Origin of the sequence: Pseudorhodoferax sp. LjRoot39, assembly GCF_964253035.1 — a bacterium.
GTDB lineage: Bacteria > Pseudomonadota > Gammaproteobacteria > Burkholderiales > Burkholderiaceae_C > Pseudorhodoferax.
The window spans coordinates 4,415,956-4,437,892 of sequence record NZ_CAXUQL020000001.1; the positions used below are offsets into that span (position 1 = coordinate 4,415,956).

Annotated in this window: 18 protein-coding genes; 6 read left to right on the forward strand and 12 right to left on the reverse strand. The window is 67.2% G+C overall.

What is annotated here, in order from left to right:
• Positions 1–72 precede the first annotated feature (72 nt).
• On the forward strand, positions 73–1,197 hold the full coding sequence (locus ACSQ4M_RS20495; RefSeq protein WP_436191263.1) for an SLC13 family permease: 1,125 nt from the start codon (positions 73–75) through the stop codon (positions 1,195–1,197).
• 738 nt (positions 1,198–1,935) lie between these two features.
• Here the strand turns inward: ACSQ4M_RS20495 and ACSQ4M_RS20500 are convergent.
• From ACSQ4M_RS20500 to ACSQ4M_RS20510, 3 genes are all read right to left on the reverse strand, one after another.
• The gene (locus tag ACSQ4M_RS20500) at positions 1,936–4,533 is read right to left on the reverse strand and encodes a hypothetical protein (protein WP_436191264.1); all 2,598 of its coding nucleotides are present in this window, start codon (positions 4,531–4,533) and stop codon (positions 1,936–1,938) included.
• Positions 4,534–4,551: 18 nt separating this feature from the next.
• Positions 4,552–5,088: a hypothetical protein gene (locus ACSQ4M_RS20505; RefSeq protein ID WP_436191265.1), complete on the reverse strand. Its 537-nt coding sequence runs from the start codon at positions 5,086–5,088 to the stop codon at positions 4,552–4,554.
• Between the two features lie 589 nt (positions 5,089–5,677).
• Positions 5,678–6,298 (reverse strand): hypothetical protein, encoded by a 621-nt coding sequence (locus ACSQ4M_RS20510; protein WP_436191266.1) that lies wholly within the window; start codon positions 6,296–6,298, stop codon positions 5,678–5,680.
• Between the two features lie 555 nt (positions 6,299–6,853).
• Here ACSQ4M_RS20510 and ACSQ4M_RS20515 point away from each other — a divergent pair.
• The 3 genes from ACSQ4M_RS20515 to ACSQ4M_RS20525 are packed head-to-tail and all read left to right on the forward strand — an operon-like array spanning position 6,854 to position 9,496.
• A complete protein-coding gene (locus ACSQ4M_RS20515) occupies positions 6,854–7,648 on the forward strand; it encodes a hypothetical protein (RefSeq protein ID WP_436191267.1) in 795 nt (264 codons plus the stop codon).
• 37 nt (positions 7,649–7,685) lie between these two features.
• Complete coding sequence (locus tag ACSQ4M_RS20520) at positions 7,686–8,240, forward strand: hypothetical protein (RefSeq protein ID WP_436191268.1); 555 nt, start codon at positions 7,686–7,688, stop codon at positions 8,238–8,240.
• An 8-nt stretch (positions 8,241–8,248) separates the two neighbouring features.
• Positions 8,249–9,496: an MFS transporter gene (locus ACSQ4M_RS20525; protein WP_436191269.1), complete on the forward strand. Its 1,248-nt coding sequence runs from the start codon at positions 8,249–8,251 to the stop codon at positions 9,494–9,496.
• Between the two features lie 3 nt (positions 9,497–9,499).
• On the opposite strand, the gene ACSQ4M_RS20530 is transcribed toward ACSQ4M_RS20525, so the two are convergent.
• Genes ACSQ4M_RS20530 through ACSQ4M_RS20555 form a run of 6 tightly spaced genes read right to left on the reverse strand, consistent with a single transcriptional unit; the run spans position 9,500 to position 16,544 of the window.
• Complete coding sequence (locus ACSQ4M_RS20530) at positions 9,500–10,432, reverse strand: electron transfer flavoprotein subunit alpha/FixB family protein (RefSeq protein ID WP_436191270.1); 933 nt, start codon at positions 10,430–10,432, stop codon at positions 9,500–9,502.
• A gap of 19 nt (positions 10,433–10,451) precedes the next feature.
• On the reverse strand, positions 10,452–11,210 hold the full coding sequence (locus ACSQ4M_RS20535) for an electron transfer flavoprotein subunit beta/FixA family protein (protein ID WP_436191271.1): 759 nt from the start codon (positions 11,208–11,210) through the stop codon (positions 10,452–10,454).
• Between the two features lie 17 nt (positions 11,211–11,227).
• On the reverse strand, positions 11,228–11,698 hold the full coding sequence (locus ACSQ4M_RS20540) for a MaoC family dehydratase (protein ID WP_436191272.1): 471 nt from the start codon (positions 11,696–11,698) through the stop codon (positions 11,228–11,230).
• Between the two features lie 9 nt (positions 11,699–11,707).
• Positions 11,708–13,492, reverse strand: coding sequence for an acyl-CoA dehydrogenase (locus tag ACSQ4M_RS20545; RefSeq protein WP_436191273.1), 1,785 nt, complete (start codon positions 13,490–13,492; stop codon positions 11,708–11,710).
• Positions 13,493–13,509: 17 nt separating this feature from the next.
• Positions 13,510–14,883 carry an MFS transporter gene (locus tag ACSQ4M_RS20550; protein ID WP_436191274.1) on the reverse strand — a complete coding sequence of 458 codons (1,374 nt, stop codon included), beginning with the start codon at positions 14,881–14,883 and terminating at the stop codon, positions 13,510–13,512.
• A gap of 17 nt (positions 14,884–14,900) precedes the next feature.
• Complete coding sequence (locus ACSQ4M_RS20555; RefSeq protein ID WP_436191275.1) at positions 14,901–16,544, reverse strand: acyl-CoA synthetase; 1,644 nt, start codon at positions 16,542–16,544, stop codon at positions 14,901–14,903.
• A 168-nt stretch (positions 16,545–16,712) separates the two neighbouring features.
• Here ACSQ4M_RS20555 and ACSQ4M_RS20560 point away from each other — a divergent pair, with 168 nt between their 5' ends.
• The gene (locus ACSQ4M_RS20560) at positions 16,713–18,659 is read left to right on the forward strand and encodes a PAS-domain containing protein (RefSeq protein WP_436191276.1); all 1,947 of its coding nucleotides are present in this window, start codon (positions 16,713–16,715) and stop codon (positions 18,657–18,659) included.
• Positions 18,652–19,365 (forward strand): response regulator transcription factor, encoded by a 714-nt coding sequence (locus ACSQ4M_RS20565; RefSeq protein WP_436191277.1) that lies wholly within the window; start codon positions 18,652–18,654, stop codon positions 19,363–19,365. Before ACSQ4M_RS20560 ends, ACSQ4M_RS20565 begins: the two co-directional genes overlap by 8 nt.
• Before the next feature lie 18 nt (positions 19,366–19,383).
• Here ACSQ4M_RS20565 and msrB read toward each other — a convergent pair whose 3' ends face one another.
• From msrB to ACSQ4M_RS20580, 3 genes are read right to left on the reverse strand one after another with little or no spacing between them, the layout of a single operon-like run.
• Positions 19,384–19,884 carry a peptide-methionine (R)-S-oxide reductase MsrB gene (gene msrB / locus ACSQ4M_RS20570; protein ID WP_436191278.1) on the reverse strand — a complete coding sequence of 167 codons (501 nt, stop codon included), beginning with the start codon at positions 19,882–19,884 and terminating at the stop codon, positions 19,384–19,386.
• Between the two features lie 14 nt (positions 19,885–19,898).
• Entirely contained in the window at positions 19,899–20,639 is a 741-nt protein-coding gene (msrA, locus tag ACSQ4M_RS20575; RefSeq protein ID WP_436191279.1) for a peptide-methionine (S)-S-oxide reductase MsrA, read from the reverse strand.
• Entirely contained in the window at positions 20,636–21,913 is a 1,278-nt protein-coding gene (locus ACSQ4M_RS20580; protein WP_436191280.1) for a cytochrome c biogenesis protein DipZ, read from the reverse strand. Before ACSQ4M_RS20580 ends, msrA begins: the two co-directional genes overlap by 4 nt.
• Positions 21,914–21,937: the final 24 nt, after the last annotated feature.

A 21,937-nucleotide genomic window follows, 5' to 3' on the forward strand; every position in this document is an offset into this window, starting at 1 on the left:
GCCAGGCCGCCGGGCTGGCACGGAAATCGAATCACCCTGGGGCTGCACCGCCGTGCGCCCATGCCATTGAACATGTCCGACCCTTCCGCCGTTTCTGCTCCCGCCGCCGATGCGCCGGCCGGCAACACCCTGCTGTGGATCCTGCTGGCCCTGGCCGCCGTGTTTGCCGTGTGGCATCCGCGCGCGCCCATAGCCACGCTGCAGCTGGTGGACTGGCAGACCATCGGCGCGCTGGCCGGGCTGCTGGCCGTCACCCGGGCGGTGGAGCGCAGCGGCATGCTGCAGGCCACGGCCCAGCGTCTGCTGGCGCGCGTGCACACGCTGCGCGGCCTGGCGCTGCTGCTCACGGCAACGGCGGCGCTGCTGTCGGCCCTGGTCACCAACGACGTGAGCCTGTTCCTGCTGGTGCCGCTCACGCGCGTGCTGGCCACGCAGGCGCACCTGCCGCTGGCGCGGCTGGTGGTGTTGCAGGCCCTGGCCGTGAACGCGGGCTCTGCCCTCACGCCCATCGGCAACCCGCAGAACCTGTACCTGTGGCACCGCTCGGGCGAGAGCTTCGTGGGCTTCATGGGCATGATGGTGCCCACCGTGGCCGTGATGCTGTTCTGGCTGTTTGCCGCCGCCTGGTGGCTGGTGCCGCGCACGCCCATCGCGCTCAAGCCTGCACCCGCGTCGCAGCCGGTCCAGCCGCGCCTGCTGGCCATGGCGGCCGTGCTGTTCGTGGCCTTCGTGGTGGCGCTGGACCGGCACTGGCTGCTGCCCGGCCTGGCCCTGGTCTACGGCGTGTTCGCGCTGGCCGCGCCGCGCGTTCTCAAGGGCGTGGACTGGGCGCTGCTGGCCACCATCGCGCTGATGTTCGTGGTGCTGCGCCAGGTGACCGAACTGCCGGCCATCGCCGCGCTGCTGCAGCAGTGGCCCATCGCCGAAGGCTGGCGCGCCTACCTGGCGGCCATCCTCGCGTCGCAGGTCATCAGCAACGTGCCCGCCACCATCCTGCTGGACGGCACGGTGCGCGACCTGCCGGCGCTGGCCGCGGGCGTGAGCGTGGGCGGCTTCGGCTGCGTGCTGGGCTCGCTGGCCAACCTGATCGCGCTGCGGCTGGCGCGGCTGCCGGACGGGCTGCGCGAATTCCACCGCATCAGCATCCCGTTCCTGCTGGTGTGCGCGGCGTCGGCCGTGCTGCTGCGGCTGGGGTGACGTGTGAGATGCCGGTATTCATGAAAACAGTGGCGTTGATTTCAAACGGCTTTGAACTTTCGTTGCCGTTGATGTGCTTTCGTCAGAATCAATGCGAAGTTCTGCGGCTTGTGATATAGAAAGTGCGCAATACGCGCTGCCAAAAAAGCGGCCGCAATGCGCCCAATGCAGTCGGCCGATCTCCGACTAGCAGTGATCGCTTTGCAGCAGAACCTAGCGCTCATCGAAATCAGCCAGCTCGCGACGGTGTCGTTCCAAATGTTGGTTCTTGAGCTTGCCAGTATTATCAATACATCTCATTTATCCGCATTAACACAAACACTCATTCGGCCGAGCCGCACATCGGTTCTCTCTAATGTGAGAATCACGTCTGGATGGATGATTCACCCTGTACCAAGCGGGCCCAGCGAGTGAAAATCCTGTTGACGACTGAGCAAAAAACAAAGAACAGCAGGCAAAGTCCGCGCCTGCGCGCGTCCTCAAGAGCACATGCTGCGCCGCGTGAAACCCCAGTCAAGCACGGCATATCGCCAGAAGCTCATCGCGCTGTGCCGGAAGAACTGACCTTTCGCTGGCAGCCTGTGCGCCAGTCGACGGGCGGCGGTCTTCACAAGGAGAACGGCAGACGCGTAGCTTGTACGTGGAAAACCTTGCACCGATGAGGTTGTAAAGCCATCGGCGCGACAAGTTCCTCTGAAGGATTAGAGTCTTCTTGCAGGCAGAGAAAATCTAAAGTACTCATCGCCGACCAGAGCTTTCGAAAAATTTCGCCAGACCGTTTAGCGTGTTCGCACAAGATTTTTGATCCGAGACAAGAGGAAATCCGGGTTGTTTAGAGGAGACTATCTCCAGAACTTTATCTAAGGCCTTGATGAGATCCTGCTGAGTCTGTGGATTGCTATAGTTCACTTTTCTGCCAACTTGGCCAACCACCTCACGTACAGTCGAAGCCCATGGCCCGGATTCTATCCATCCGTCGGCTATTGCGCACATGACCATTCCATTTGCCTCAAATGCATAACGATCAAAGTAAGTCGAAGATCGAAGATTTTCTTGTAGGGCTTGAATATCTCGTTTGAGCGCCTCGTGCAGCTTCTCATGAACTTTCAGCTGGAATGAGAGCATTCCGGTAATTGTGCTCATACCGCTCCATTCCGATGGGTCGTGGTTTGGAACTAGCAAAGTTACTGACATTCGAATGGATTGTATGGCTGCAGTTACATGGCTTGCATGGGGCTCAACGGCATCCAATGCCAAGAGGGCAAATGCCATAATCAAGTACGAATCGGAGCTGCTATCAGGCGAATCCTTTCCAACCATTCCGTCGATAGACCGTTGATACGCTTCTACTGCTTCGGCGAGAAATTTAGGATTCGCATCAAGAGCTCCATGTAGATGGAGCGCCCAGCCGAGCAAAAATTGCGATTGTCCCCAGAACTCAAAGTCTTTACTATGCTCATTGCTGGATAGCACAGCACGAATAAGATGCACTGCATATTCAGCGTGTTGAATGCTCTTGCCGCGATGAGCAAGTTCTATATTTGTCATTGCGACCAATAATCGTGCGATCGACAGTGCTTTGAGCCCGATGTCAGGTGTCGGCTCTTGCATCGCAATTTCATACGAATGCGCACTTTGTCGGAGTCGATCAGTCCCGCTCTCCCGTTTTCCCATCTGGAAAAGTACATAGCCTTGGGAAAAATGGGCGAACTTCCAGATCTCAAGTGATGGATTTTCTGATGTCTTCTCCATTACTTTCCTAATGATCTCAAGGGACTCGGCAGCCTGATTCGCATCAAACTGATACTCGTCCATCGAATTCTGAGAGATCAGAATAGCCAGTCCGAGCTGGAGAAAAGACCATAGATTCGGATCATTCTCAAAAAGAACTCTTTCGGCCATTTGCCGAAGGGTAGCCACGCTTTGAATCAACGGCGTTTTCCCGAGATTAGCCGTTTCAGTACCATAGTGTGCGGCCACCAAAGAAAGCTGGACTCTCAGCCATTCTGAAAGCTGAAGCTCAACAGACAGATGCCTCTTGGATTCCTCGAGGTGGCCAATCGCTTCGCGAGCCAGATTGCTATCGGAGGTTCTATAGGCTGCTACCTCCCCGATTGCCTCGCCAATTGCGTGACGCGTTTGTGCCCACTCGACCGCATCCTCTGGCGCGGGTTGGACCTCGGCTGCTAAGCGCGCGACATGTAGAGCCTCGTCTAGTAGAGCATCGTCCCGATTGAAGGTGCCCAGTTTCGCAAGCGCATAGGAAAGATGCGCCTGGGTGCTGGACCACTCCGTCGGGTATTTCTCTCGCGTACGGACTTTCAGGGCCAGACGAAAGTTCTCTATCGCTTCTTTAATATTGGTAAGACGATTGGCATCATCGTCAATGGATAGCAGTGCTTCCGCCAAGCTGTGTCGTGAAGCCGCCCAATCGATCGGCGACCTTTCTATCGTTCGCTCTTCCAGTGCGCGACGGAAGGACGTTGCTGCGTCGGCGGCATGTGACCGTAATGAGAGTTCCCCATACTTTAGTTGTGCGCGCCCCAAAGCATCAAGTGTTGCGGCCCAATCGAGTGGAACGATACTCCGTTGAGTAAGTGGAAGGGCTTCGTCTCGAATTATCAAGATGGCGCGGTGGATTTCCTCAACCTTCCGAAACCGCAAGCCGATTCGTAGCAAGTCGTGTGCATGCCCCATCCGCCTTGACCATTTTCCATGCGTTTCTAAGGTGCTCTGAGTTTGATCGATCTCCGCCCAAGTCCGATCAACAGCCGCCGCGTCACCTCGAAGGACCGCTATTTCGGTACGAAGCTTTACACTATCGACTAATGCAAAGAGGGCGTCTTTATGGTCGCGCCATCGGAGCAGAACTAGGCTTTCGTAAAGTACCTCCGCGTCGGCAAGCCGACCATCGTCAAAAGCATCTTGGGCTTGCTTTGAAATCTCCAGAGCGCGCGCTCGTTGACCGCTGGGATCTAATTGCGCCAACTTTCGTGCGAAATCGGCCGCGTCCTTCTTCAGGCGCGCCGCATCGCTCGCATGAACTCGAAGTAAATCTATAAATTGTTGTGATGATGAGTTCAGTCTCGAAAGTCCAAGTTCGAACGCAATCGCTCGCAATGTCTTCACAGTTAGGCCAAGATCCCGTGCAAATTTCTCGATGTGCAACTGCTGGGCATCGATAAATTTGTAGAGAGCACGAGTTTCTGCCGGAGTCAAACCATGACGAACGCCTGTAGCGCGATTTGGTTCCATCGCGGCTGCGCATGCGCATCCCGCCAATAATGCAAACAGCAGTGTCGCGATGGTGATCCGGTAGCGTAGAAGATCTAACATAACTGTATTCCGGAAGAATCACTCAGGCTCGCAACGGTCAAGAATATTGGGCATACCCCTTTTTACGATTTCCCAAGTTAATTGCTCTCGGCTCCCTCCTCCTATTTCCGAGTAAATGAACCTGTGCTGCTCTCCTCGATTTTCGAGAGGTTCTCGCACTACGGCAACAAGGCGATTGCCAAATCCCCTTTCTGCCTCCATTTTTATATTCATAGGATCTTGTCCGGCGACGCTCTTGAGCGATCGGATAGTTAGAAGTCCATCTTTCAAAATTATTGTGTAAGTGACGGCGCAGCCGGGCTCACCCCAAATTCCGCGAATATTTTTCTCAACGACGGCACCCGCTCCCCGGACTAGCCCTAATTCGACTAAAATAGGGCGTAAAGTGGTCACCGGATCCACAAAAATGGTTACCAGCGCCCCAGCAAATGGCAGCGTACCCATCAAGAGCAGCACGACCGCACCGAGGGTTTTGGGCCGGGACAGTTCGCGCCAGCTGAATGGATGCGGGGGGAGAATCTCCGTCGCAGCCAGCGATGCAATTGCGAAGATCACGACTCCAAGGCTAATTGCTATGTGCGGCACATATCCCCACGAGTCGGTCGAAATGCTGCTCAGAAGCATAAAGAGGAAAAGCGCCGTGAACGCTATGGCAACAGCGAAACATATCCAAAAAATAGTTCTGCGAAGTGGCCGTTGCGGCCGAGTTAGGGGCGGCGAACTGCGATTCGGTCGTGGCATGTGACTGCGCGCTTCGGTTGAGGGGGATGGGGCTGGAACTTTACTAGTGCAAGAACTATAGCGCTCGTGGAGGCAGACACAGATCAAGAGGAGGCTGACCTAGGTGGGACTGAAATTCCTTGGCGCCGCCAGGTGGTGTGTGGAGGCAGACGCGAAGAACGCCCTGAGCGGCGGATAATCTTTTGCGAGTTTCGTAAGCCGCGGTGACCGAGCTTCGCAATCTCAAGGTCAGCAACCAGTCTGGAACAGTCATGCGCGGCGTTGCGGCGTACGACTGCTGATGGCCGTTCACAGTCGCACAGGGCAATTTGGGCGAATCGAGCGTCGCGCTGCTGTTCTTTGCCATTAATGTCTGAGACGGCGCATTAAAGTCTGCGACAGCCGTCTTTCAGGCTTGCCAGCACTAGCGCTGAATCGCGTCCACCACGCCGTTCCGGGTGTAGACGAACTTGAATCCGGTCGTGGCGATGCTTCTGAGGTAGACGAACTGCTTGGTTGTCCCCGCTGCCGTCTCTGTCACATTCACTGCGTCCGGTTCGACCAGAAGGCCAATGACCGTGCAGCTTCTGAATCGCTGCTCGGGCATGCCGATGCTCGGCGCCGTTGGCAGTTCAGAGCCGCCGCATGCGGCCTTTGCCTTAGCTAGTTGCTCATCGGACTTTCGCATGCCTTCTGCAATCTTTGCATCAATTTCAGCCCTACGTTCTGCCTCGGACTTTCCCGGGGGCGCCGGAGATTGCAGCGGTGCAGGCTGAACGGCCTTCTGCGCCGCGTCGAGCTTGCGTTGCCCCGCCTGAATCTCGTTTGCTTGCTTCTTCCAGCGCTCGATCAATTGATTGGTCGTTTCACGGCTGGGGTCCATTGGGCCCGTGGGAGTGGCAACGACCGACGAGGCGGCATTGCTGGGGCAGGGCGCCTCTTGGTAGGTCGTTCTGCCGTCGATGACGCACTTGTTTGCACCGTGCGCTAGCGACACCGCTCCAAGAAACGCCGCCAATGCCGCCCCAACTCTGTTCCAGCTCATCCGATCCTCGTTGCTGAAGGTCCACCCGGGGAGTCTGCCACTAGTGAGCCAGCAGGGCGTGCGCCTGTCTCAAACTTTGGCCGCGTTCAACAGGGCCGTTTGGTCTGTTCCGCGTAGCGGGGCTATCTCCGACATTGATGACAAGGAACAGCTGCGTGGCCCAGGGTTGCATTTCAACCCATCTTGGAGCGACCCAAGACGGAGGAATCCAAAAATCTGCGGGCGCGGGCCTGGCCCGGCGGCGGCCTGCTGCGCCGCCAGAAGGTCGCAGGGAGAGCAAGGGGCGACGACATCGCCCTTGGCCGGCCGGGCGCTGAACAACTCCCGCGCGCCTTTTCTGCAGGATCTGTGTCAGCAGCTTCGCACTGACTTGGCACGGTTCGCACCTTCTCTGTCATCCGACATGTCGCGCGCCCCGTCCGCAAAGCGGACAGAGCCTGTCCCGCCGGCATCCAGACCGCCCACGTGGACAAATCGCAAGCCATTGATTTCAAAGAAACAATGCGCTGGCACGCCTCTTGAGATGCAGTACGCATCCCAACCAGGAATCTTGCCATGCAACACCTTCACCGCCCCCTCGTTCTCGCCACGCTGCTGATCGGCGCCAGCGCCTTCGCCCAGCCGGCGGCCCAGCCGCCAGCACTGCGCCCCTGGTCGCAGGCGCAGGCCGAGGCCGAGGCCGCCGCGCCCACCGTCACGGGCCGCCTGCAGCAGTGGCTGGTCAACCCCAACGGCGAGGTCGACGGCTTCCTGCTGGCCGACGGCACGCAGGTCGCGTTCCCGCCGCACCTCGGCGCCGAACTGCTGCAGGCCGCCAAGCCGGGCGACAGCGTGCAGGTCAGCGGCTGGCGCACGCCGGGCCTGCCGGTGCTGTGCGCCACCAGCGTGGCCGCCGGCAACCACAGCGTGCAGGACCAGCCGCCGGCTCCGGGCGCCCGTGGGCCGCGCGAACTGCGCGAGCCGGGTGCGCTCACGGCCATGGGCGCCAGCGGGCGCGTGGCCCGCGTGCTCTACAGCGGCCGTGGCGACGCGAACGGGGTGCTGCTGGACGGCGGCAGCATCGTGCGCTTTCCGCCGCACGTGGGCGCCGTGCTGATGCCCTGGCTGCAGCCCGGCTCCACCGTGCATGCGCGCGGCTGGGGCAGCCGCAGCGCGCAGGGCAGCGCGCTGGAGGCCACGGCCGTGGGGCCGACGGCCGAATCCATGCAGGAGCTGTTCGCCGGCCCCGCGGCAGGCCCCGGCCCCGAGGGTGGACCCCGCGGCCCTCGCGGCCTCCGTGGACCGCGCGGCCCGCTGCCGCCGCCGCCCGTGGCCGGCCAGCCGCTGCCGCCCGTGCCGCCCGCGTCCTGAACTCACGCCGCTCCCCACCCAGCAACAGGAGAACACCATGCCCCGTCCGCAACACCCGCCAGCCCACGACGGCGACGTCTGGTCCGTCGAAGGCCGCTTCCAGCACCTCGTCTACAGCCCCAGGGGCGGCGTCGAGGGCTTGCTGATCGACACCGACGGCATCGCCACGCAGTTCGTCGTCGACCCGCACGACGCGGCCAGCGTCGGCCAGCTCCTCGGCCTGCAGGCCGGCCAGGCGCTGGCCGTCGAGGGCCGCAAGACGCCGCCGTCGCCCAAGGGCGAGGGTGAACACGTGGTCTACCACTTCGAACGGCTCGCCGAGGTCGACGGCGAAGAGCCAGCCGCGCCGCAGGACGCCCAGGTCCGCGGCAAGGTCGTGCGCTTCAACTTCGCCAGGCACGGCGCGCCCAACGGCGTGGTGCTGGACAGCGGCGACTTCGTCCACACCCGGCCCGACGGCCTGGCCAGGCTGGGCCTGCACATCGGCGACGCGGTGCATGCCGAGGGCGCGGCGCAGCCGCTGGCCACCGGCGGCGGCCGCGTGATCGAGGCGCGCCGCATCAACGGCCAGCCGTTGGCAGCGCACGGCTGAGGACGGCCATGGCGAGCCGCTCCTCCAGCATCTCCAGCACTTCGCTGCTGGCCCTGACCTGGCTGGCCTTCTTCATGGCCGACGTGCGCGACGGCCTGGGGCCCTTCCTCGCCACCTACCTGCAAAAGAGCGGGCTGCGCCAGGAACTGATCGGCGCCACCATGACGGCCGGCGGGCTGGCGGCCGTCGCCATGACGCCGCTGGCCGGCGCCTGGGTCGACAACAGCCAGGCCAAGCGTGCGCTGACGGTGGTGGCGGCGCTGGCCGTCACCGGGGCCAGCGCGCTGGCCTTCACCACGCTGTCGCCGTCGCTGCTGATCGCCTCCCAGGTCGTGACCGGCATCGCCGGGGCTGTGCTGGGCGCGACCATGGCCGCGCTCACGCTGGGCCTGGCGCGGGCCGACGGCTTCAAGCACCAGATGGGCCGCAACGAGGCCTTCAGCCACGCCGGCAACATGCTGTCGGCCGTGGCGGCGGGCCTGGCCGCGCACTGGTTCGGCGCGCCCTGGATCCTGGCCGTCATGACGGCCATGGCGGTGGGCATGCTGCTGTCCGTGGGCGTCATCCGCGCGGCCGACATCGACCACGCCGCGGCGCGTGGCGACGAATCGTCCGACGCCGCACCGCGCGCGGCCGACGACCCCGACGCCGGTGGCGTCAAAGCGCTGCTGCGCAACCGGCCGCTGCTGCTGTTCGCGCTGGCCTGCGCGCTGTTCCACCTGGGCAATGCCGCCATGCTGCCGCTGCTGAACCAGCGCCTGGCCGCCACCGTGGCCGATTCGGCGCCGCTGCTGTGGACCGGCGTCGCCATCGTGGTGGCGCAGGCCACCATGGTGCCGGTGGCGCTGTGGGTCTCGCGCAGCCGGCGCTTCGACATCGCCTGGTTCGTCTACGCCGCCATTCTCGTGCTGCCGCTGCGCGGCCTGCTGGCCTATGCGTTCACGAGCGCCTGGAACAACATCCCCGTGCAGGTGCTCGACGGCCTGGCGGCTGGCGCCATGGGCGTGGCCACGCCGCTGCTGGTGCAGCGCTACAGCGCCGGCAGCGGGCGCTTCAACACCGCGCTGGGCTTCGTCATGGCGCTGCAGGGCGTGGGCGCGGCACTGAGTCCGGGCCTGGCCAACTGGGTGGTCGGGCCGGAGCTGCGCTTCGGCACCGCCTTCGTGGTGCTGGCGGGCGCGGCGCTGCTGGCGCTGCCGCTGTTCTGGGCAGCGCAGCAGGGCGGCCGGCGCAGCGTGCTGCCGGCCACCGCGTGAGGGCTACAGCGCGGCGACGAGGCCCGGCACGGCGACGAACAGGTCCGCCTCCAGGCCGTAGTCGGCCACCGAGAAGATCGGCGCCTCGGGGTCCTTGTTGATCGCCACGATGACCTTGCTGTCCTTCATGCCGGCCAGGTGCTGGATCGCGCCCGAGATGCCGGCGGCGATGTACAGCTGCGGTGCCACGATCTTGCCGGTCTGGCCCACCTGCAGGTCGTTCGGGGCGTAGCCTGCATCCACTGCCGCGCGGCTCGCGCCGATGGCCGCGCCCAGCTTGTCGGCCAGCGGGGTCATGACTTCGGTGAACTTCTCGGCGCTGCCCAGGGCACGGCCACCGGAGACGATGATCTTGGCGGCCGTCAGTTCCGGACGCTCGCTCTTGGCGATCTCCGAGCCGACGAAGCTGCTCTTGCCGCTGGCGGCGACAGCCGACAGGCTTTCCACGGCAGCGGAGCCACCGGTGGCCGCAGCGGCATCGAAGCCGGTGCCGCGCACGGTGATGACCTTCACGCTGTCCGCGCTCTGCACGGTGGCGATCGCGTTGCCGGCGTAGATCGGGCGCTCGAAGGTGTCGGCACTGTCGACCTTGGTGATGTCGCTGATCTGGCTCACGTCCAGCTTGGCGGCCACGCGCGGGGCGACGTTCTTGCCGCTGGCCGTGGCCGGGAACAGGATGTGGCTGTAGTTGCCAGCGATGGCCAGCACCTGGGCGGCCACGTTCTCGGCCAGGCCATGGGCCAGGCCGGCTTCGTCGGCGTGCAGCACCTTGGCGACGCCGGCGATCTGCGCGGCGGCCTTGGCGGCTTCGCCCGCGTTGTGGCCTGCCACCAGCACGTGCACGTCGCCACCGATGGCGGCTGCGGCGGTGACGGTGTTCAGGGTCGCGCTCTTGATGGAAGCGTTGTCGTGTTCGGCGATGACGAGGGTGGTCATGTTCTTTTCTCTCCCTGGATCAGATGACCTTGGCTTCGGTCTTGAGCTTGGCGACCAGCGTGGCCACGTCGGGCACCTTGATGCCGGCGCTGCGCTTGGGCGGCTCGCTGACCTTCAGCGTCTTGAGCTTGCTGGCCACGTCCACGCCCAGGTCCTCGGGCTTGAAGGTGTCCAGCTGCTTCTTCTTGGCCTTCATGATGTTGGGCAGCGTCACGTAGCGCGGCTCGTTCAGGCGCAGGTCGGTGGTGATGACCGCCGGAATGCTCAACGACAGGGTTTCCAGGCCGCCGTCCACTTCACGGGTCACGTCGACCTTGTCGCCAGCGACCTCGACCTTGCTGGCGAAGGTGGCCTGTGGCAGGTCGGCCAGGGCCGCCAGCATCTGGCCGGTCTGGTTGGCGTCGTCGTCGATGGCCTGCTTGCCCAGGATGATCAGGCCGGGCTGTTCCTTGTCGACCAGGGCTTTCAGCAGCTTGGCCACGGCCAGGGGCTGCAGCTCGGGACCATCGGCAGGGGTCTGCACCAGGATGGCGCGGTCGGCGCCGATGGCCATGGCCGTGCGCAGGGTTTCCTGGCATTGCTGCACGCCGCAGGACACGGCGATCACCTCGGTGACCACGCCCTTTTCCTTCAGGCGCACGGCCTCTTCGACGGCGATCTCGTCAAACGGGTTCATGCTCATCTTGACGTTGGCGATGTCAACGCCGCTGCCGTCGGACTTCACGCGAACCTTGACGTTGTAGTCGACCACGCGCTTGGCGCACACGAGAACCTTCATGTCTCTTCCTTGTCTGTTCATGCCGCCACGGCGGCGGCTTGTGGGGTGGATGCCAGGCGCCGGGCCTGCGAGCTGGTCATCACGGTGGCCTCGCCGTCGATCACCACCTTGCCGCCCACGCGGCAGGTGGTGGACAGCACGGCCCGCGCGCGCGCCACGTCCACCGCCACCACGCTCACGCAGGCGTGCACGGTGTCGCCCGGCCGCACCGGTGCCAGGAAGCGCATCTGCTGCCCCAGGTAGACCGTGCCCGGGCCGGGCAGGCGGTTGGCCACCGCGGCGGAGATCACGCTGGCCGTCAGGAAGCCGTGCGCGATGCGCCCGCCGAACGGCGTGCCGGCCGCGAACTCCTCGTTGATGTGCACGGCGTTGTTGTCGCCCGAGACACCGGCGAACAGCACGATGTCGGCCTCGGTGATGGTCTTGGAGAAAGTGGCGCTCATGCCGGGGCGCAGGTCCTCGATGTCGTAGCCGTTCATGGCGTTCATGGCGGCTCCTCAGAGTTGGGCGTCGTCCAGCGCCAGCGTGCTGTCCGCGCCGGCCACCACGGTGTCACGCAGTGCCGGCGCCTGCACCAGCCAGTGCGTGACGAAGTGGCGCGCCGTGGCCACCTTGGCCTGCAGGAATGCGCTGTCGCTGCTGCCGGCAGCCAGCTGCGCGGTGGCGGCCTCGGCCATGCGGGCCGACAGCCAGCCGCCGACCACGGTGCCGGCCAGACGCAGGAAGGGCACGGCACCGGCCGCGCTGCGGTCTGGATGGGCGGCGTGGTTCTCCAGCATCCAGTGCACGCCGTCCTCCAGCGTGGCCGTGGCGCCGTGCAGCGCGTGGCCGATCTGCGTGAGCGCGGCATCGTGCGATTCCACCAGCCGGCGCGCGTCGGCGTCCATGCGCTCGAGCAGCGCGGCCATGGTCTGGCCGCCGTCGCGTGCCAGCTTGCGGCCGACCAGGTCGTTGGCCTGGATGCCGGTCGTGCCCTCGTAGATGGTGGTGATGCGGGCGTCGCGCAGGTACTGGGCGGCGCCGGTCTCCTCCACGTAGCCCATGCCGCCGTGCACCTGCACGCCGTCCGAGGCGATGTGCAGCGCGTTGTCGGTGCACCAGCCCTTGACGATGGGGATCAGGAGGTCCACCAGCGTGCGCGCGCAGTCGCGCTCGCCCGCGTCGGCATGGCGGGCGGCGCGGTCCATCTGGCCGGCGCAGAAGTAGGCCAGGGCGCGCATGGCCTCGGTGCGGGCCTTCATGTCCATCAGCATGCGGCGCACGTCGGGGTGGCCGGCGATGGCGCCGCCGCCGGCACGCAGCGTCTTGCCCTGCACGCGCTCCAGCGCGTAGGCGCGCGCATGCTGCCAGGCGCGCTCGGAGATGCCCACGCCCTCCAGGCCGACGTTGAGCCGCGCGTGGTTCATCATCGTGAACATGCAGGCCAGGCCCTGGTGCGGCGCGCCGACCAGGTAGCCGATGGCGCCGCCGTTCTCGCCGAAGCCCATGGACGCCGTGGGGCTGCCGTGGATGCCCAGCTTGTGCTCGATGGAGGTGCAGGCCAGGTCGTTGCGCGCGCCCAGCGTGCCGTCGGCCTCGACCAGGAACTTGGGGCACAGGAACAGCGAGATGCCCTTCACGCCCGGCGGCGCATCGGGCAATCGGGCCAGCACCAGGTGCACGATGTTCTCGGCCATGTCGTGCTCGCCCCAGGTGATGAAGATCTTGCTGCCGAACACGCGGTAGTGGTCGCCCTCGGGCACGGCGCGGCTGCGCAAGGCCGCCAGGTCGCTGCCGGCCTGCGGCTCGGTCAAATTCATGGTGCCGGTCCAGCGGCCCGCCACCATGGCCGGCAGGAAGCGCTGCTGCAGTTCGGGGCTGCCGTGGTGGGCGATGGCCTCGACGGCGCCCAGCGTCAGCATCTGGCACAGGCTGAAGGCCATGTTGGCCGACTTCCACATCTCCAGCACGGCGGTGGAGACCAGCGTGGGCAGGCCCTGGCCGCCCCAGGCCGTGGCGGCCGGCATGCCGTGCCAGCCGTTGGCGCAGAAGCTGGCGTAGGCTGCGGCGAAGCCATCGGCCGCGCGCACGTTGCCGTCCTGCCAGCGCGCGCCCTGGGTGTCGCCCTGGCGGTTCAGCGGGTCCAGCACGTCGCCGGCATAGCGCGCGGCTTCCTCCAGGATGGCCTCGACCAGGTCGGGCGTGGTGTCCTCGTGGCCAGGCAGGGCGCAGACGGCGTCCAGGCCGCCGACTTCCCGCATGGCGAACAGCATGTCGCGCAGCGGCGCGGTGTAGGTGGACATGGTGCGGTTCCTCGGGTTCAGGCGCGCGCGCCGGCAGCACCGGTCGTCACGGGCGGCACGGCTTGCGGCGCGGTTGCGGGGGCGGCCACCGAATCGGAGCGGCCGTGGTCGATGAAGGCCAGGGCCAGCGCACCGATCACGCCGGCGGCGCCGATGACCAGGAAGTTCTGTTCGAGCGGCAGGTTCAGCGCGACGATGAGCCCGATCAGCAGCGGCGCGGCGATGGCGCCGAGCCGGCCGATGCCGGCCGCCATGCCGATGCCGGTGGAGCGGATCGCCATCGGGTAGTACTGGCCGCAGTAGGCGTAGGCCACGATCTGCGCCCCGGTGGAGCAGGCGCCCACCATGGCGATGATGAAGTACAGCAGCTCGGTCGAGCTCTTGTAGGTCATGAGGTACAGGAACACCCCGCCCAGCGCGTACATGCCCACCAGCACCCACTTGATGTGGAAGCGGTCGGCCAGCCAGCCGCCGCCGATGGCGCCCACCATGGCGCCCAGGTTCAGCGCGATCACGAAGGACAGCGCCGAGCCCAGGCTGTAGCCCGACATGGCCATCAGCTTGGTCAACCAGCTGGACAGCGCGTAGATCATGAACAGGCCGGTGAAGAAGGCGATCCAGAACATCACCGTGCTGAGGCCGCGCCCGTCCTGGAACAGCCGGGCCATGGAGGCGCCCTGGGCCACGTCCTTGTGCGCCACCACGAGCCGGTCGTCCGGCGTCAGGTGCAGGCCGGGCTCCATGCGGTTCAGCACCTCGCGCAGCTGGGTCTTGTCGGCGCGCGAGCTCAGGAAGGCCAGCGACTCCGGCATGGTCTTGAGGATGAACGGAATCAGCACCACCGGCGCACCGGCCGCGATGAACACGGCCTGCCAGCCGTACTCGCCGATCAGCTGCTTGCCCAGCACCGCGGCCAGGATGCCGCCCAGCGCGTAGCCGGAGAACATGGCGGTGGTCAGCAGGCTGCGGATCTTCCTGGGCGCGTACTCCGTCATCTGCGCCACGATGTTGGGCATCACGCCGCCGATGCCCAGGCCGGCGATGAAGCGCATGGCGCTGAAGGTGATGGGGTCGTTCGTGAACCCCGCCGCGGCCGTGAACACGCTGAACAGGAACACGCAGATGGCGATGGTCGGGCGCCGGCCGATGCGGTCGGACAGCGTGCCCAGGAACACCGCGCCGAACATCATGCCGAACAGCGCCGAGCTGGCCATGAAGCCGGCGGTGGAGGCAGTCACGCCCATCTGCTGCATGATGGCCGGCAGCGCCGCGCCGGCCACGGCGATGTCGTAGCCGTCGATGATGATGGCCAGGCACCACAGCAGCACCCTGGCGTGGAAGCGGTTGAAGCGGGCCTCGTCGGCCACCTTGTGCACGTCGATGTTGCGCATGTCTTTGTCTCCGTGGGTCATTCGATGGCGCTGGCGGACTGCATGCGCTCGCGCAGCAAAAATTTCTGCACCTTGCCGGTGGAGGTGCGCGGCACCTCGCCGAACACGATGCGCTTGGGCACCTTGAAACGCGCCAGGTGTTCGCGGCAGAAGGCCAGCAGCGCGGCCTCGTCCAGCTGCGCGCCGGGCTTGAGCTCGACGAAGGCGCAGGGCACCTCGCCCCACTTCGCGTCGGGCAGGGCGACCACGGCGGCCAGCAGCACGGCGGGGTGGCGGTGCAGCACATCCTCCAGCTCGATGGAGCTGATGTTCTCGCCGCCGCTGATGATGATGTCCTTGCTGCGGTCCTTGATCTTCACGTAGCCGTCGGGGTGCAGCACGGCCAGGTCGCCGGTGTGGAACCAGCCGCCCGCGAAGGCCTCGGCCGTGGCCTGCGGGTTCTTGAGGTAGCCCTTCATGACCACGTTGCCGCGGAAGAAGATCTCGCCCATGGTCTCGCCGTCGGCCGGCACCGGCTGCAGCGTCGCCGGGTCCAGCACCGCCACGGCCTGCTGCAGCGGGTAGGCCACGCCCTGGCGTCCGTTCAGCCGGGCTTGCTCGTCGGCCGGCAGCGCCTGCCATTCCTGCTGCTTGGCGCAGACGGCACCCGGGCCGTAGACCTCGGTCAGGCCGTACACATGGGTCAGCGCGATGCCGGCGGCCTCGCAGCCCTCGATCACCGCGGCCGGCGGCGCGGCACCGGCGATCAGGCCCTGCAGCGGCTGCGCCAGGCCGGCCCGCAGTTCGGCCGGCGCGTTGATCAGCATGCTGTAGACGATGGGCGCGCCGCACAGGTGCGTCACGCGCTCGCGCCGCACCAGCGGCCAGATCAGGGCCGGGTCCACGCGCCGCAGGCACACGCTGGTGCCGGCGACCAGCGCCATGGTCCACGGGAAGCACCAGCCGTTGCAGTGGAACATCGGCAGCGTCCACAGGTACACCGGGTGGTGCGGCAGGCTCCAGGCGATCACGTTGTTGGCCGCGTTCAGGTAGGCGCCGCGGTGGTGCGTGACCACGCCCTTGGGGTTGCCGGTGGTGCCCGAGGTGTAGTTCAGCGCGATGGCGTCCCACTCGTCGGCCGGCAGTTGCCAGGCGAAGTCCGGGTCGCCGCGCTGCAGCAGCTGCTCGTAGCCGATCTCGCCCAGGCGCGCGCCCTCGGGCGCGCTGTCGTCGTCGACCTCGACCACCAGCGGGCGCCGCGTGCCCAGCAGCGCCAGCGCCGGGCCGACCACGCTGGCGAACTCGCGGTCGGTCAGCAGCACGCGCGCCTCGCCGTGCTGCAGCTGGAACGCGATGGCCTCGGCGTCGAGCCGGGTGTTCAGCGTGTTCAGCACCGCGCCGGCCATGGGCACGCCGAAGTGCGCCTCGAACATGGCCGGCACGTTGGGCAGCATCACGGCCACCGTGTCGCCGCTGCGCACGCCCAGCCCCGCCAGCGCGCTGGCCAGGCGGCGGCAGCGCGCGTAGGTGGTGCGCCAGTCCTGCACGCGCTCGCCATAGACGATGGCGCGGCGCTGCGGATAGACGGCGGCGGCGCGTTCGAGAAAGCTCAGCGGCGACAGGGCCACGAAGTTCGCGGCGTTTCTGTCCAGGCCCTGGGCATAGGGGTTGGGTCGGTCCATCGGTCTCCTCCAGGTGGCCCGTGCGGTGGTCGCAGCGGCGCCTGGACGAAGGATGGAACAGCAGTTTTTCCGGCCCTGGCAGCGAATGTGACGAATGATTGCGCCGTTCGCAACGCTGTGGCGCCGCACCCCCGGCGCACGGCCGCGCGCCTAGAATTTTTGGACACCATGACGCGCCTGGAAACCACCGAACGCCTGCAGCGCTACGCCTCGCTGCAGGCCGCCCTGGACCTGATCGACCAGGGCTTCACGCTGATGGACGAGCAGCTGCGCCTGGTCGCGTGGAACGCCGCCTTCGGGCGGCTGCTGGACTTTCCGCCGACCATGCTGCACGAGGGCGCGCCGTTCGCATCCTTCATCCGCTACAACGCCGAGCGCGGCGACTACGGTCCCGGCGATGTCGAAGCCCAGGTGGCCGAGCGCGTGGCGCAGGCCCGGCGCTTCGAGGCCCACGCCTTCGAGCGCACGCGCCCCGACGGCCAGGTGCTGCAGGTGAACGGCAGGCCGGTGCCCGGCGTGGGCTTCATCACGCTCTATTCGGACGTGACGGCGCAGCGCCAGGCCGAGCGCCAGATCCGCGAGCACGCCGCCGAACTGGAGCGCCGCGTGGCCGAACGCACCAGCGAGTTGCGGCTGTCGGAGGCGCAGATGCGGCTGATCACCGACTCGCTGCCCGCGCTGATCGCCTACTTCGACGCGCGCAAGGCCTACCGCTACATCAACCGCGGCTATGTCGAGTGGTTCGGCCTGGATCCGCAGCGGCTGGACGCCATCAGCGCGCGCCAGTACCTGGGCGACGCCACCTACGACAGCATCCGGCCCAACGTGGCGCGCGCGTTCGACGGCGAGCCCGTCAGCTTCGAGTACGAGGCGCGCTGCGTCGACGGCCGCGTGCGCACGGCCCGCACCACGCTGATCCCCGAGAAGGCGGCCGACGGCGCGGTGGTCGGCTGCTTCGAGCTGACTTTCGACGTGTCGGAGCTGCGCCGCGCGCAGGAGCGGCTCGCGCACACCGAGAAGATGGAGGCGCTGGGCCAGCTGACCAGCGGCATCGCGCACGACTTCAACAACATGCTGACCGTGATCGTCGGCAACCTCGGCGCGCTGCGCGACCGCGGCATCGGCGGCGCGGCGGCGGCCGAGTTCCTGGACCCGACGCTGGCCGCGGCCGCGCGCGGCACCGGGCTGATCCGCTCGCTGCTGGGCTTCGCGCGGCGCCAGCCGCTGCAGGCCCAGGCGACCGACGTGGCGGCGCTGGCCGACGCCGTGGCGCGCCTGTTGCGCAGCGCACTGCCGCGCGAGCTGGCCATCGCCATCGAGGCCGACGGCGCACCAGCCGCCTGGGTCGACCCGCACCGGCTGCAGGACGCGCTGGTCAACCTGGTGCTGAACGCGCGCGATGCGCGCGCCACCCAGGTGCGCCTGTGCGTCGCCGCCGCCACGCTGGACACGGCCCGCGCCGCCGAGCTGCAGGCCACGCCCGGCCGCTACCTGCGCGTGGACCTGCACGACGACGGCCACGGCATGGACGCGGCCACGCGCGCCCATGTCTTCGAGCCCTTCTTCACGACCAAGCGGCCGGGCGCCGGCACCGGCCTGGGCCTGGCTATGGTCTACGGCTTCGTGCGCCAGTCCGGTGGCGGCATCGACCTGGCCAGCCGGCCGGGGCAGGGCACCACGGTGTCGCTGTGGCTGCCGCTGGCCGGGCAGGCCGCCGTGCCCGCGCGGACGGCCGAGGCGGCACCGGCGCGCTTGGCCGCGCCGGCCCTGGCCCTGCTCGTGGAAGACGATGCCGAGGTGCGCCAGGTGGTGTGCCGCGCGCTGCTCGACCTGGGCTACGCGGTGCTGCAGGCCGAGAACGGTGCCGAGGCGCTGCAGATCCTGGACCACGCGCAGGGCATCGCGCTGGTGCTGTCCGACGTGGTGATGCCGGGCGAGGTGGACGGCCGCGCCGTGGCCCGCCATGCCCGCGCCGCCGGCGTACCGCGCGTGGCGCTCATGAGCGGCTACGCACCCGACGCGGCCACGGCCGAGGACGCTGGCTGGCCGCTGCTGGCCAAGCCCTTCACCCAGCGCGAACTGGCGCGTTTTCTGCAGGAGTTGCCCGGTGCATGAGACGGACGCCCCCCAGGTGGTGCTGGTCGAGGACGACCCCGAGGTCGTGCGCGTGGTGCTGCTGGCGCTGGAAGGCTTCGGCTTTCGGACCGAGGTGTTCCACGACGGCGCCTCGGCCCAGCGCTACCTGCGCACCGGCCGGCCGGCGCTGTGCATCGTCGACCTGGGCCTGCCCGACATGGACGGGCTGGACCTGGTGCACCAGATCGCGCGCCGGCCTGACTGCGGCCTGCTGATCCTGACCGGGCGCGGCCACACGGCCGACCGCGTGATGGGCCTGGAGGGCGGCGGCGACGACTACGTGGTCAAGCCCTTCGAGCCGCGCGAGCTGGTGGCGCGCGTGCGCAGCATCCTGCGTCGGCGCGGCGGTGCGGCCGGCGCAGCGCAGGAGCCGCGCCGCCAGGCCCGTTTCGCCGGCTGGAGCCTTGACTGCGCCGCCGGCGTGCTGCGCGGCCCCGACGGCCGCGAGCAGCTGCTGGGCACGGCCGAGAACCTGGTGCTGCAGGCCCTGCTGCGCCAGCCGAACCAGATCCTGGGCCGCGAGCAGATCCTGGGCACGCCGGAGCTGGACCTGCCCGAGCGCAGCATCGACGTGCGCATCGCCAAGCTGCGCCGCCGCCTGGAGGTCGACCCGCAGCGCCCGCGCATCATCAAGACCGTGCACGGCGTGGGCTACATGCTGCTGGGCGCGGTGGAGTGGTGCTGAGGGCGCGCGCCGCAGTCGTCAAGCCGCAGGCACGGCCCCCGGCGTGAACGCCAGCGCCAGGCCGTTCATGCAGTAGCGCAGCCCGGTCGGCTTGGGGCCATCGTCGAACACATGGCCCAGGTGGCCGCCGCAGCGCGCGCACAGGGTCTCGTCGCGCACCATGCCCCAGCTGCGGTCGCTCTTCTTCTCCACCGCATCGGGCAGGGCCTGCCAGAAGCTGGGCCAGCCCGTGCCGCTGTCGAACTTGGTGGCGGAGGAGAACAGCGGCAGCTGGCAGCCCGCGCACGCGAAGGTGCCGGCGCGCTTCTCGTGGTTGAGCGGGCTGGAGAAGGGCCGCTCGGTGCCGGCCTGGCGCAGCACCTGGTACTGCGCAGGCGTGAGCTGGGCCTTCCACTCGGCGTCGGTGCGCGTCACGGCGTAGGTTTTGGCTGCGCGCGCGCTGGGCGTGAGCTGCCAGCCAGCGGCCAGCACGGCGCCGCCGCCCAGGGTGCGGAGCAAGGTTCTGCGTGCGTTGTCCAAGACGGTTCTCCAGTTCATGCGCCAGCGCCGACCAGCACCGGCTTGTCGCGGTACAGCGCGGGGAACACGCGCTTCAGGCTCTCGCGCTTGGGCAGGTCGTGCATGGCGATGTAGGGCTGGTTGGGGTGCAGCGTCATGTAGTCCTGGTGGTAGGCCTCGGCCGTGTAGAAGGGCTTGTCCATCTCGATGGTGGTGGCGATCGGCGCGCCGAAGCTGCGCGCCGCGTCGAGCTGGGTGATGTAGGCCTTGGCGATGCGCGCCTGCTCGGCGTTCTGCGCGAACACGGTGGAGCGGTACTGCGTGCCGAAGTCCGGCCCCTGGCGGTTCAGCTGGGTCGGGTTGTGCACCACCGAGAAGTAGATCTGCAGGATCTGGCCGAAGCCGATCTGCCGCGGGTCGTAGCTGATGCGCACGGCCTCGGCATGGCCGGTGCGGCCCGAGCCGATGGCCCCGTAGTTGGCCGTGCGGGCGTCGCCGCCGGCGTAGCCCGAGACCGCGCTGGTGACGCCCTTGACGTGCTGGAACACGCCCTGCACGCCCCAGAAGCAGCCGCCGGCCAGCACGGCGGTCTCGCTGGTGGCGCCTGCAACTGGCGTGCCGCCATCGGCCGGCGGGGGGATGGTGACGGCGCTCTCGGCCGCCATCGCGGGCACGGCCTTCCAGGCGGCGATGCCGCCGCCCAGCAGCAAGGCCATCGCGGTCAGCGTGCCGCGGCGCGACAGCACGGAAGCTTGGGTTTCGACATGGGTTTTCATAGCGGCCTCGTTTCCTTTCTGGCTTCATCGAGCAATTGGCGGATCACCTGCTCGGACTTCTCGTACGCGCCCTCACCGACATGGTGAAAGCGGATCTGTCCCCTGGCGTCGACGAAGTACAGCGCCGGCCAGTAGTTGTTGCGGTACGCGCGCCAGATGGCGAAGTGGTTGTCCAGCGCCACCGGGAACGGCACGTCCAGGTCGACGAGCGCACGCTGCACGTTCGTGACGTTCTTCTCGTAGGCGAACTCGGGGGTGTGCACGCCCACCACCACCAGCCCCTGGTCCTTGTACTTGCGGTGCCATTCGCGCACATGCGGCAGGGCATTGCGGCAGTTGATGCAGCCGAAAGTCCAGAAGTCGACCAGCACCACCTTGCCGCGCAGGCTCTGGGCCGACAGCGCGGGCGAGTTGAGCCATCCGACCGCGCCGTCCAGCGGTGGCATGGCGCCCAGTTCCGGCAGGTTCAGGCGGGGCGGCGGGGCCGGCGCCTGCACCCGCAGGAAGCCGCCGGGCGCCATGTCGGCCGATGCGCTCTCGGCGCGCGGCCGGAACCGGTCGATCAGGCGCTGCTCCAGCCCGTTGGTGCCGGGCAGCGAGCGTTCGGCCAGCGTGCCGGTGTCCAGGCCCAGCGCGATGGCGGCCACGCCGGCCAGCACGGCCACGCCCACGGCCTTGCGCAGCCCCTCGCCGATGTGCATGCGGCGCTGCAGCGCGGAAAAAGTGCGTTGCCCGATCACCAGCAGCACGGCCAGCGCACTGGCGGCGCCGCCCGCATAGGCCAGCAACAGCAACGAAGTGTGGACGGACGGCCCCTGCAATGCCGCGCCGGTGAGGATCAGCCCCAGCACCGGCCCGGCGCAGGGCGCCCAGAGCAGCCCGGTGGCCGCGCCGAGCAACAAGGAGGAGGCGGCCGGGCTGCGCGCGCCGGCGGCAGGTCGTGACGCAACATCCGACAGCCGGTTGCCGAGCGCCACCAGCGGGCGTGCGGCCAGCGCCGCCAGCCGCGGTGCGATGAGCATGGCGCCCATGGCGGACAGCACCACCATGGCGGCGACGCGGCCGTATTCGTTGGCCTGGATGGCCCAGTCGCCGACGAAGGCGCCCAGGGAGGCCACCGCGGCGAAGCTCAGCGCCATGCCCGCGAGCAGCGGCAGCCCGCTTTGGAGGAACGGCTGGTCGGCCCGCGCGAAGACGAAGGGCACGACCGGCAGGATGCAGGGCGCGAAAAGCGTCAGCGCCCCGGCCAGGTACGACAGGATGAAATAGTCCATGGGCGGTCTCGTGGCGGGGCTGGC

What these genes read in the sequence shown, in the direction of transcription:
- ACSQ4M_RS20495 (WP_436191263.1), top strand. Translation starts at nt 73, where the DNA reads ATGTCCGACCCTTCCGCCGTTTCTGCTCCCGCCGCCGATGCGCCGGCC.
- ACSQ4M_RS20500 (WP_436191264.1), bottom strand. Translation starts at nt 4,533, where the DNA reads ATGTTAGATCTTCTACGCTACCGGATCACCATCGCGACACTGCTGTTT.
- ACSQ4M_RS20510 (WP_436191266.1), bottom strand. Translation starts at nt 6,298, where the DNA reads ATGAGCTGGAACAGAGTTGGGGCGGCATTGGCGGCGTTTCTTGGAGCG.
- ACSQ4M_RS20515 (WP_436191267.1), top strand. Translation starts at nt 6,854, where the DNA reads ATGCAACACCTTCACCGCCCCCTCGTTCTCGCCACGCTGCTGATCGGC.
- ACSQ4M_RS20520 (WP_436191268.1), top strand. Translation starts at nt 7,686, where the DNA reads ATGCCCCGTCCGCAACACCCGCCAGCCCACGACGGCGACGTCTGGTCC.
- ACSQ4M_RS20525 (WP_436191269.1), top strand. Translation starts at nt 8,249, where the DNA reads ATGGCGAGCCGCTCCTCCAGCATCTCCAGCACTTCGCTGCTGGCCCTG.
- ACSQ4M_RS20530 (WP_436191270.1), bottom strand. Translation starts at nt 10,432, where the DNA reads ATGACCACCCTCGTCATCGCCGAACACGACAACGCTTCCATCAAGAGC.
- ACSQ4M_RS20535 (WP_436191271.1), bottom strand. Translation starts at nt 11,210, where the DNA reads ATGAAGGTTCTCGTGTGCGCCAAGCGCGTGGTCGACTACAACGTCAAG.
- ACSQ4M_RS20540 (WP_436191272.1), bottom strand. Translation starts at nt 11,698, where the DNA reads ATGAACGCCATGAACGGCTACGACATCGAGGACCTGCGCCCCGGCATG.
- ACSQ4M_RS20545 (WP_436191273.1), bottom strand. Translation starts at nt 13,492, where the DNA reads ATGTCCACCTACACCGCGCCGCTGCGCGACATGCTGTTCGCCATGCGG.
- ACSQ4M_RS20550 (WP_436191274.1), bottom strand. Translation starts at nt 14,883, where the DNA reads ATGCGCAACATCGACGTGCACAAGGTGGCCGACGAGGCCCGCTTCAAC.
- ACSQ4M_RS20555 (WP_436191275.1), bottom strand. Translation starts at nt 16,544, where the DNA reads ATGGACCGACCCAACCCCTATGCCCAGGGCCTGGACAGAAACGCCGCG.
- ACSQ4M_RS20560 (WP_436191276.1), top strand. Translation starts at nt 16,713, where the DNA reads ATGACGCGCCTGGAAACCACCGAACGCCTGCAGCGCTACGCCTCGCTG.
- msrA (WP_436191279.1), bottom strand. Translation starts at nt 20,639, where the DNA reads ATGAAAACCCATGTCGAAACCCAAGCTTCCGTGCTGTCGCGCCGCGGC.
- ACSQ4M_RS20580 (WP_436191280.1), bottom strand. Translation starts at nt 21,913, where the DNA reads ATGGACTATTTCATCCTGTCGTACCTGGCCGGGGCGCTGACGCTTTTC.